The organism is Streptomyces sp. NPDC047981 (assembly GCF_040653315.1).
In the GTDB taxonomy this organism is placed as follows: Bacteria; Actinomycetota; Actinomycetes; order Streptomycetales; family Streptomycetaceae; genus Streptomyces.
This window is the reverse complement of record NZ_JBEZNQ010000018.1, coordinates 112,801-122,291: the sequence shown is the minus strand read 5'-3', so window position 1 is coordinate 122,291 and position 9,491 is coordinate 112,801. Positions and strand designations below refer to the sequence as shown.

Here is a 9,491-nt window from a genome sequence, read left to right as displayed (position 1 = left end):
TCCCGGTACAGCACGGTGCTGAGCATGTCGCTCGCGCCGCCAGGACCACCGCCGGTGAGGATGAAGATGTAGTCGAAGGACATGAAGGACCAGATAACGGCCTGCGCTCCTGTCTGCCGCCCCGCTCCAGCCCGGCCGCCGTCCGCGCGCCTGACGGCTCGGGTTGATGGGCGGTAAACGACGGGGTGATCAGGCCGAGTGCACGAGTGCGGGGCAGGGAGATGCCTCCGGCGGGGGCGCTCAGGCTCCGGGATGCGGGGGACCGTGGGCGACTGCTGGAAGCGTCGTGGTGGAGGTGGAGGGGCTCCCATCCCGCCTGCCATCAACCCAGGCAGAGCCGAGCAGACACGGGTCCTGGCGTCCAGGTCGTTCGTACAGTGGCGCGCTCCACCTGGACGCCAGGACCCGCGCCCGCTCCACGGTGTGTGGGTCGACGGCAGACGGGATGGGAGCCAGGGCGAGTCGTGGCCTAGGCTTTCAGCCGAAATCGACGAGCGCGGCAGGCTCCCTACTGACCACCTAACGGTCTACGGCTGAACCTGCTCGCCACCGGCGATCACGCGAAGATCGGTCGGACGTTGGGGTCCGACGAAGATGTACACGAGGACCTCACGGCCGTTCTTGTCCACAGTCCGTTCATCGGAGTACCGGTAGAACACGGCATCGCCGCCGTCACCGACCTGGAGGGCGACATCTGTCGCAGGCACCACGTCGAGCTTGCCGTCAGCTGGACCGCCTGAGTACTGGACGGGGAATCCCGCCTCAACGTCATCATTCATGCGCGACACCTTAAGACTGATCATCGCGATGCACGGGTGGTTTGGTGCACATCGGCAACACGTGCGACTGGGCTCTTAGGCGTCCCGCATGCCGTACCAGCTCTTCAAGCCCGAGCTTGAAAGCGTTGCCGGCAGCGTGAGAGATTGGCGGTAGTCCATCCAACCCGCTTTCCCGCGTGAGCCGGAAAGGTTGCCTGCTGGGTGGGTATACAAGCAAGAGGGCCCAGCTCCGGCGGCAACCAGAGCTGAGCCCTTACGAGCCCGGTCGACTAGCATGCGGCCGGGCTCGCTGCTTGAGCAACGCGCACGACCTCGGTCCGACCCTTCTCGCACGGAGCGGCTCGACTCAGGAGCCCTGAGCGAACTGTCCCGCAAGCGCGGCGAGCGCAACCAGAAGACTCAGCACCCCGATCACTGCCTGCCACTTTTCAGGACCGGACCATCGGGGCTCCTCCTTCGGGTCGGAGCTCATCGCACCACCTCCCTTCACCATCGTGCGGTGCCAATGGTTGACCCCGCAGGCAGGTGAACTCGCGACCCTCGACGACGAGTTCAGGAAGGTTCAGGTGAGGTGGTTGTCATACTAGCGTCCGCCCTTGGCGACCCTGGGCGCACACCAGCCAACTCGAACACTCATTCGCTTTACGTCAGGGGGCGTCCTCCGCCTGTGCGTCTTCGTTGAGCAGGCGCGCGAGATGGCGAGCAAGTTGCTGCTGGTCACTAGCGGAAAGCTGCTGGTACTGAGCCCAGATATCCTCGATGGTCGTGCGCGGACGCTCACCCATCGTGATCCACGCCAGTAGGCGGGTTCGCTCGCGCATCGGCAACCTAGATGCCTGAGCCGCCAGGCCAGAGACCCCGCCCGACCTTGTCAGGGCAGCATTGCAGGCGCTGCACAGAACCATCAGGTCCTCCGCCTCACCCCCGCCCCCGTGCGGCTCCAGGCCAGAACCGGAAGGCAGGCCGGGGACGGACTGGCCGCACAGCTCGCACACGAAACCGGCGAGCCGCGACATGGCCTGACGGGTCGCAGCGCCGACGGGAGTCCGCGCCCTCTTCTTTCGCTCCACCGGATCCCAGACTTTGACACCCGGCTTCACGAACCGCTGTTCTGCCTGGTCAAGGCTGGGATCTTCACGACTGGTGTCGATAACCCACCCATAGTCACGAAGATCCCGGATACGCCGATCGATCTGCGATGTGTCGGGGAACGCCGCCCGAAGCTGGTTCTTGGTGAAGGTATTTCCCGGGCCTACTTCCTGCATCAGCCACAGCGCGCCACGCACCAATCCGCCACCGTTCGCGTCCCTCCAGTCGGGAAGATCCTCCATCGTCGTGGCCACCATGCTTCCTCCCCTCACACCTCTCGCTCAAGCCACCCGAACTCTAACACGAAATTGGACCGGCAGGGACCGGCAGGCGGGTGGCAGGACGACCGGCAGAGGGGTGGCAAGCTCCGCCGACGGAGACCGGCACATCACGAAGCCCCTCGGCCGGACGTCCGAGGGGCCATCTCAACTATCTGGAGCAACGGGGTCAGAGGGCTTCCTTGTTCTCCTTCGGGGCCTCGCCCGACCTACTTACTGGAGGCAAGACACTCCACGGGAAGTTGATCCACTCGTCGGTCTTCTTCCACACGTACTCGCACTTCACGAGGGAGTGGGACTTCTCGTAGATCACGGCGGAGCGGACCTCGGCGACGTGGTCGACGCAGAAGTCGTGGACGAGCTTGAGGGTCTTGCCGGTGTCGGCGACGTCGTCGGCGATCAGGACCTTCTTGTCGGAGAAGTCGATCGCGTTGGGGACGGGCGCGAGCATGACGGGCATCTCGAGCGTGGTCCCGACCCCGGTGTAGAACTCCACGTTGACGAGGTGGATGTTCTTGCAGTCGAGGGCGTAGGCCAGACCGCCGGCGACGAAGACGCCGCCGCGGGCGATGGAGAGCACGATGTCGGGCTCGTAGCCGTCGTCGGCGATGGTCTGCGCGAGCTCGCGGATCGCGCGCCCGAAGCCCTCGTAGGTGAGGTTCTCCCGTACGTCACTCATAGCTGCTCACACCTGCGTCCGATGGAAGTTCTGATAGGAGCGGGAGGCCGTCGGCCCGCGCTGGCCCTGGTACCGGGAGCCGTACCGCTCGCTGCCGTACGGGAACTCGGCGGGCGAGCTCAGCCGGAACATGCAGAGCTGGCCGATCTTCATCCCCGGCCAGAGCTTGATCGGCAGGGTGGCGAGGTTCGACAGCTCCAGGGTCACGTGCCCGGAGAAGCCGGGGTCGATGAACCCGGCGGTGGAGTGGGTGACGAGCCCGAGCCGCCCGAGGGAGCTCTTCCCCTCCAGCCGGGAGGCGATGTCGTCCGGCAGCGTGATGACCTCGTAGGTCGAGGCGAGCACGAACTCACCGGGGTGCAGGATGAACGCCTCGTCGCCCTCGGGCTCGACCTCACGGGTCAGGTCGAGCTGCTCGATGGCGGGGTCGATGTGGGGGTAGCGGTGGTTCTCGAACACCCGGAAGAAGCGGTCAAGCCTCACGTCGATGCTCGAGGGCTGCACCATGGATTCGTCGTACGGGTCGATGCGGACCCGCCCGGCGTCGATCTCGGCCCGGATGTCCTTGTCTGAGAGAAGCACGCCCCCACGATACGCAGAGGGCGCGGACCTGCCCCAATCGGGAAGACTCGTCCGCGCCCGTCCGGTCATCAGCGCTGCTCGTGCTCCACCGGCACCGCGTGCCGCAGCCGCGCACACCGTGGACACCGTACGAGCCGCCCTGGCCCGATCCGCCCGGCCCCGAGCTGCTGCAACGGGAACGAAGCGGTACTGAACACATGCCCTTCGGCACAGCGGACGACGGTGCGCTCCATCGAACCCATCAAGTCCCTTCCCCGACAAGTGGTGGACGAGACAGCCACATTAGGGGATGAACGGGACACCACTCCACGCGGCACTCCGTCACAGCGAGGTACGCCGCGACTTCACGATGGGGTACAGTGTCCGAGTCTGCGGAGCCGATCAACAGCCCGCAAGGCGGATGTAGTTTAATGGTAGAACATGAGCTTCCCAAGCTTATAGCGCGGGTTCGATTCCCGTCATCCGCTCTTGAACGAAGGCCCTGGTCAGCGACCAGGGCCTTCGTCGTTGTCTAGACCTGTCTAGACGTCGCGCACCACCTGCGCACCACCTGGCCCCTTTTTCTGCTGCTCACGGGCCTTCTCTCGGGCCGCCCGCACCATCTGGTCGAGCCCGCCGGCCACCACCTTCTGGCGCTCGTGGTCGGAGTGCTGGTAGATCAGCGCGGCCTTCTCGGTGGACTGCCCGGCTCGCACCATGGTGTCCTTCAGCGTCGCCCCGGAGCGCGTGGAGAGCGTGTGCCCGGTATGGCGCAGATCGTAGAACCGGAAGTTGTCCGGCATCCCGACCTTGGCCCTTGCCTTCCGCCACTTGCGCCCGAAGGTGGAGCGACGGAACGGGGCCTTCTTCTCCCCCACGAAGAGCAGCCCCTCAGGCCCCTTCTCCGCGTACCAGTCGAGGTGCCGCTGGAGGTCGAGCCGCAGGAACTCGGGCAGGACCACCACCCGCTTCCCCGCCTCGCTCTTGGTCGGCCCCTCGACCCGCTTGCCGGTGGCCAACTCCGGGGCGGCCCTTCGCACGGTGATCGTCACGTTGTCCACGTCGACGTCCTTACGGCGGAGCTCCGCCTGCTCCTCGGGCCGCATGGGTCCGTACGCCCCCAGGTAGACCATGAGGCGCCACCGAATGCCGATCGCTTCGGCGAGCGCGTCGACCTGTTGCACGGTGGCGACCTGGCCGGACGCAGACGTCTCCTTGCCAGCGCCCCTGATCCGGCAGGGGTTCCGCCGGATCAACTCGTCGTCCACGGCCGTTTCGAGGATGGACTTGATCAGCCGGTACGACTTGGCCACCGTGGTGGCGGCCCCCGTCGTGTCCAGCCGCTCCGTCCTCCACTCGCGGACGCGCGGAGGCGTAATCTCGTCCAAGTCCCACCCTCCGAGCGTGGGCAGGATGTGCAGTCGGAGCAGCCTGACGTACAGCTCTTCGGTCAGCGGGGCGACTCCACGTTCGGCGACCCACTTCGTCGCGTACTCCTCGAAGTTGACCGCTCCCGCATCCGGGTCACGCCAGCTCTTGCGCGTGATGTCCGCCTCGACCTGCGAGAGCCAGATTTCGGCATCGGTCTTGGTCTCGAAGGTCTCGTCCGAGCGTCGGCGCAGTCCGGTCGGGTCGATGTACGACGCGGTCCATCGGCCCGAGCGGTACTGCCTGACGGCGCCGAAGCGACGCATCGTCATCTTCGACTTGCGCTTGGCGCCCATCAGGCGGCCCTCCTCAGGCGACGACGCGGCTGGACCGGCTCAACAGTGTTGGCAGCGATGAACTCACGGACGACGCTGAGCGGGAAGCGCACGTGGGTTCCGAGCTTCACGTACCGAATGCGTCGTTCGGCCACGAGACGGCGCGGGAATCGCTCCGTTGTGCCGAGCATCGCGGCGAACTCGGGGACGGACAGGTACCTCTCCTCCAGCGGTGCCGGGGCGGCCGGGGCAGGAACGGCCGCGAGCCTGCGCCCGACGTGAGCGAGGTTGCTCATCAGACATGACTCCTTGTGGGATCCCGGGGCCTCTTCGGCCCCTTCCTGTCAGGTCCGCTACCTCCGCTACCTCCGCTACCGCCCTGGTCAGGGGCATGATCGGAGGTAGCGGATGGGGTAGCGGTAGCGGATGTTTGCCGCTACCGGCCCCGGCTTTCGGGGCGTGGGGCCGGTAGCGGGGTAGCGCTCAGGTAGCGGACGGGAAGAGCCCTTCCGCTACCGATTCCAGGCCGTTGACCTGCGAGGTAGCGGAGGTAGCGGAAGTAGCGGCCCTGGAGGGGGGTGGGGGGCAGTACCGGTCCCAGGCGTCCTGGAGATCGAGCGCGTAGTAGCCCTTCAGCACGCTCCCGGCGGTCTTGATGTTCCGGGCCTTGATCGGCTTGTAGTCGCTGGTCATGTACTCGGCCAGCATCTTGGCGAGCATCCGGGAGTCGAGCGGCCGGCCGCTCATGTCCGCCCACGGCGCCTCGTCCAGCGCGCACAGCCGGTCCAGGACGGCGACGGTGGGCATCCGGTCGATGCCCGCCATGACGTGGTCCCGCAGGTCGGTCAGCAGCCGAACGCCGATGCTGCCCTTGTCGTCGGCCCGTGAGGCGTTGACCAGCTCGACGCATGCGGCGCGGGCCCGCGCGGGCCAGGTGCCGCCGGCGGCGTCGGCGACCGCGATCAGCGGTTCCCAGACGTCGGCGGGGCGGTCGGTGACGCCTTCGGGCATCTCGGGCCAGCGTCCGGCGACGTCCTCGCGGACCTGGTCGGCCCACTGGGCGAGCCGGTCGCGGAGCTTGTTGCCCTCTGCCTCGTGCAGCCGTGCCCGGAACGGCTCGACCTTCTCGTTCCTGGCGCGGCGGCGCATGCGGATGATGACGGAGCGGGTGGTGATGGTGTCGGGCAGGTAGCCGAGCCCTGCGACGGCGACGGCGGTGTAGGACGGGAACTCCACCACGGTCTGGTTGCCGCCGTCGCCGATGCACCGGTAGGTGACCCCGGAGCGGCGGTGACCGGCGTTGAGGAAGCCGCGGAGTTCCTCGTTGTCTCCGGCCTTGGGGCCGAAGACGGTGTCGATCTCGTCGAACAGGATCGTCGGCCGTCCGGCAGGGTCGGAGACGGACCGGAACAGCGCGGCGGCCCGCGCGTTCACCGCCAGCATCGGACGCGGCACGAGCGTCTCCACGACCTCCAGCGCGCGGGACTTGCCGGATCCGGGTTCCGGGGAGAGGAACGCCAGCCGCGGTGTGGAGTCGAACGCGTCGAGGAGGTGGGCGTGGGCGTCCCAGAGGGCGACGGCGACGTAGGCGGCCTCGCGGGGGAAGACGTTGAACCGGCGGTGGAAGCGTTCGACTTCGGCGAGCAGGGCGGCGCCGTCGATGGGCTGCACGCTCACGCGGCATCCCTCCCTTCGAGGAACGGGACCGGGGTCCCAGTGCAGGCGGTCTTGTGGGCGGTGTACTCGGCGACCAGGGCCGCCACCGTGCTCAGGCCGGTGGCGTAGCCGGTCTGCCCGCAGGAGCAGGCGTAGGCGGCGGTGGGGGTGCCGTCGGTGCGGGTGGACCAGCGGGCGCCGTCGTAGTGCGAGCGGTAGACCGGCGCCGCGTAGATGCGGATTCCGGGCTGCTCCGGTGTCGGGTCGCTCGGGTTCGGGAGAAGGGCAGAAGAGACGCCTTCGGCGACGCCCCTCGGGGCGCCCACGGCCCGCAGGTGCCGGGGCTGTTCGGCGACGCTGGGACCGTCCGAGGCTGGGGTGTGGCTCTTCAAGGGGGGAGGCGGTGGGGTGGTCATGCCGCCCTCCGCTGCGGGTTGTGGGCGATGGACCAGTTCAGACCGCTGCGAATGGTCGCCGCACAGGCCCGCGTCGAGAGGCCGGCCGCCTCGCCCGCCCCTTGAAGAGCCTCCTCCACCACGTTCCTGGGGAGGTCGCCCCACGCGATGAACCGCCCCAAGGCTCGCGCCGCGGAGAGCAGCGTGGAGTTCCGCTCGCCCTGGAGCGCGTTCTGCACGCTCGTGGTCTCCAGGTCCAGCGCTCGCAGCGCGTATCGGGCCGCCCGCACGCTCCGGTCGGCAACGGCGGTCCGCGACGGCGCCGATACCCGGCGCGGAACGAGCAGGGCGTGCAGCCAGTCGGGGAGTTCGACCGGGGCTCGGTCGTCGAGGACGGTGTAGGCGCCGGCCGGGGTGAGACTTCCGGGGGCGACGACGTAGCCGCCCCATGCCCGGGTGTCGATCAGTTGCCCGAGACGCCCCGCACTGTTGATCAGCCGTGCGCCGTACGGGGCGGTGAAGTACAGGTGCTGTCCACCGCTCGCGGTCCGCACCCGGCAGGTGTCGGGGACGGCCTGCCCGGCGCGCTCGCAGAGCGCCCTGAAGGTTGTCGCGCCGTCAGGCGCGTCCGCACTGCCCTTCCGCTTGGGCTTGTCGAGGTCCACGACGAGGAGCCGGGAGGGGCCTGTGGCGATGCCGACGTTGAACGGCCGGTCGGCCCAAGCACGCCGGATCCGGTCGGGGTCCATGGTGGCCCGCTCCTCCCACTTGCGGTGCCCGCCGGCACAGTCCCGGATCCGGGGGCAGGCGTCCTCGCCGTGGAGCGCGGGCCGCTTGTCACCGGGACGGAGCGGGAAGACGTGCCAGCCGCGCTCAGCGGCCGTGAGAGCGGCGAACAGGAGGTGGTCGTTCATGCCGCCACCTCCCGTACGGCGCCGTCTCGTCGGATGGGGATCGGATGAGTCATGCTGGAAGACCTCCACAGGTCTGTTCATGGCTGGTGGACAAGGGCGGCCCCGGTCATTGGCGTGAGTGGGGGCCGCTCTTGGCATTGCTAGAAGGGCGGTTCGTCGCGGTAGGCGTTGCCCCAAGGGTCGACATGGGGCTGCTGGCGGCGCGGGAGGGTGGGAAGCGGGAGGAGGATCCAGTAGTGGTCCTCGTCCCAGCAGCGGCAGGGCTCCCACTCGGTCCCGGCGTACTCGCCGGTGTGGTCGCCGTAGTCGGCGTTGTGGCCGCCCTCGCCGCCGCAGTCGGAGCAGTCGGGGCGGGGGGTGTCGCCGAGTACCAGGGCCCGGCGGGGCCAGGTGATCTGGCGGAGACGTAGACGCGCCATGGGTGTCTCCCTAGTGGTGGTTGATGGTGCCGTTGGCGCGGCCGAAGAGGCCGGTGGCGGTGATGTTCTGCGTGATGTGCGTCGTCGTCCGGCCCCCGCTTCCGCTGCTGCCGACGGCGCGGCGGCCGGTCCGCAGGAGGAGCGGGATGGCGATGACGGCGGCGACGAGGAGGGCGGCGGCGGACCAGAGGGCTTGGCTCATGGCGATGAGTCCCGGGACTGCGTAGGAGAGTCCGATTCCGGCGGCGGCGACCCCGGCGCCGACGGTGGGGGCGAGCAGGGCGGTGGTCTTGGCCCACGCGGGGACCGTCTGCGCGGCAGGGATCGACTGGGCGGCGGGTGCCGGGGGTTGGGTGTAGGCGAGGGTGCGGACGCCGTTGGGGAGGGTGACCCAGTCGACGCCGGGCGGGATCTCCGCCGGGAGGATCACCGGCTGGGGAGCAACGGCGGGTCGGTACAGCGGGTCGCCGTAGCGGGTGGGGGCGGGGCTCTCGTACGGGGTCTCGTAGTGCACAACGGGGTCCCTTCAACGACGGCGGCCGGCACCCGCGGTAGGGGTGTCGGCCGGTGCTCTGCTTGTCGTGCGGCTTGTCGCTTGTCTTGTCGCGCGCTTGTCTTGTCGCTTGTCGCCTTGCAGGTCACAAGCCGTCTCCGGCCCTCAGCAAGCCACCCAGACCCCTTCTCGCGGGTGCGGGCGACAAGCGACAAGCGGGCGGCGGTTGGGCGGTGCATCCGGACGTATCGTCGAGGCATGACCGACGACGCGACCGGCCGCCTGGACCTTGACTCTCATGCCGAATTCAGCCTCTGGATGCCCGACGTGGTCGTGCTCTTCCACTGGCTGATGGAGCTGGACTTCGACCAGCTCCCCGTGAACCACCGGGCGGAGAAGCAGGCACTGACCGACCTCCTGGCGCGGCTGGACGAGTGGGCTCTCGGCACCACGCAGAGCGACCTGCAACGGGCCCGGGAGATGGTCGCCCGCGACATGGGCTGGGAGTAGCCGCCGCACGGTCGG

The 9,491-nt window shown here is 68.5% G+C and carries 12 protein-coding genes and 1 tRNA gene; 2 read left to right on the top strand and 11 right to left on the bottom strand.

The features are described from left to right. Nucleotides 1-527: 527 nt before the first annotated feature. The 4 genes from AB0E14_RS13905 to dcd form a co-directional block, all read right to left on the bottom strand. Nucleotides 528-779, bottom strand: coding sequence for a hypothetical protein (locus AB0E14_RS13905; protein ID WP_362415977.1), 252 nt, complete (start codon nt 777-779; stop codon nt 528-530). 647 nt (nt 780-1,426) lie between these two features. Then, nucleotides 1,427-2,125 carry a hypothetical protein gene (locus AB0E14_RS13900; protein WP_362415975.1) on the bottom strand — a complete coding sequence of 233 codons (699 nt, stop codon included), beginning with the start codon at nt 2,123-2,125 and terminating at the stop codon, nt 1,427-1,429. A 190-nt stretch (nt 2,126-2,315) separates the two neighbouring features. Further along, nucleotides 2,316-2,825: a phosphoribosyltransferase gene (locus AB0E14_RS13895; protein WP_362415974.1), complete on the bottom strand. Its 510-nt coding sequence runs from the start codon at nt 2,823-2,825 to the stop codon at nt 2,316-2,318. A 6-nt stretch (nt 2,826-2,831) separates the two neighbouring features. Continuing rightward, nucleotides 2,832-3,407: a dCTP deaminase gene (gene dcd / locus AB0E14_RS13890; RefSeq protein ID WP_362415973.1), complete on the bottom strand. Its 576-nt coding sequence runs from the start codon at nt 3,405-3,407 to the stop codon at nt 2,832-2,834. Nucleotides 3,408-3,803: 396 nt separating this feature from the next. Here dcd and AB0E14_RS13885 point away from each other — a divergent pair. Further along, nucleotides 3,804-3,874, top strand: a tRNA-Gly gene (locus AB0E14_RS13885). A 54-nt stretch (nt 3,875-3,928) separates the two neighbouring features. Here AB0E14_RS13885 and AB0E14_RS13880 read toward each other — a convergent pair. From AB0E14_RS13880 to AB0E14_RS13850, 7 genes are all read right to left on the bottom strand, one after another. Beyond that, nucleotides 3,929-5,110, bottom strand: coding sequence for a tyrosine-type recombinase/integrase (locus AB0E14_RS13880; protein WP_362415971.1), 1,182 nt, complete (start codon nt 5,108-5,110; stop codon nt 3,929-3,931). Beyond that, nucleotides 5,110-5,319 carry a helix-turn-helix domain-containing protein gene (locus AB0E14_RS13875; RefSeq protein WP_362415995.1) on the bottom strand — a complete coding sequence of 70 codons (210 nt, stop codon included), beginning with the start codon at nt 5,317-5,319 and terminating at the stop codon, nt 5,110-5,112. The genes AB0E14_RS13880 and AB0E14_RS13875 overlap by 1 nt, the downstream gene beginning before the upstream one ends. A gap of 253 nt (nt 5,320-5,572) precedes the next feature. Continuing rightward, nucleotides 5,573-6,766 carry a DUF3631 domain-containing protein gene (locus AB0E14_RS13870; protein WP_362415969.1) on the bottom strand — a complete coding sequence of 398 codons (1,194 nt, stop codon included), beginning with the start codon at nt 6,764-6,766 and terminating at the stop codon, nt 5,573-5,575. Then, nucleotides 6,763-7,161, bottom strand: a complete 399-nt coding sequence (locus AB0E14_RS13865; protein ID WP_362415967.1) for a hypothetical protein — start codon at nt 7,159-7,161, stop codon at nt 6,763-6,765. Before AB0E14_RS13865 ends, AB0E14_RS13870 begins: the two co-directional genes overlap by 4 nt. After that, nucleotides 7,158-8,054, bottom strand: coding sequence for a bifunctional DNA primase/polymerase (locus AB0E14_RS13860; protein ID WP_362415965.1), 897 nt, complete (start codon nt 8,052-8,054; stop codon nt 7,158-7,160). The genes AB0E14_RS13865 and AB0E14_RS13860 overlap by 4 nt, the downstream gene beginning before the upstream one ends. Before the next feature lie 140 nt (nt 8,055-8,194). Beyond that, complete coding sequence (locus AB0E14_RS13855; RefSeq protein WP_362415963.1) at nt 8,195-8,473, bottom strand: hypothetical protein; 279 nt, start codon at nt 8,471-8,473, stop codon at nt 8,195-8,197. A gap of 10 nt (nt 8,474-8,483) precedes the next feature. Next, nucleotides 8,484-8,933 (bottom strand): hypothetical protein, encoded by a 450-nt coding sequence (locus AB0E14_RS13850; RefSeq protein WP_362415993.1) that lies wholly within the window; start codon nt 8,931-8,933, stop codon nt 8,484-8,486. Between the two features lie 291 nt (nt 8,934-9,224). On the opposite strand from AB0E14_RS13850, the gene AB0E14_RS13845 reads away from it, so the two are divergent. Beyond that, nucleotides 9,225-9,476 (top strand): hypothetical protein, encoded by a 252-nt coding sequence (locus AB0E14_RS13845; protein WP_362415961.1) that lies wholly within the window; start codon nt 9,225-9,227, stop codon nt 9,474-9,476. The last annotated feature ends 15 nt before the right edge of the window (nt 9,477-9,491 follow it).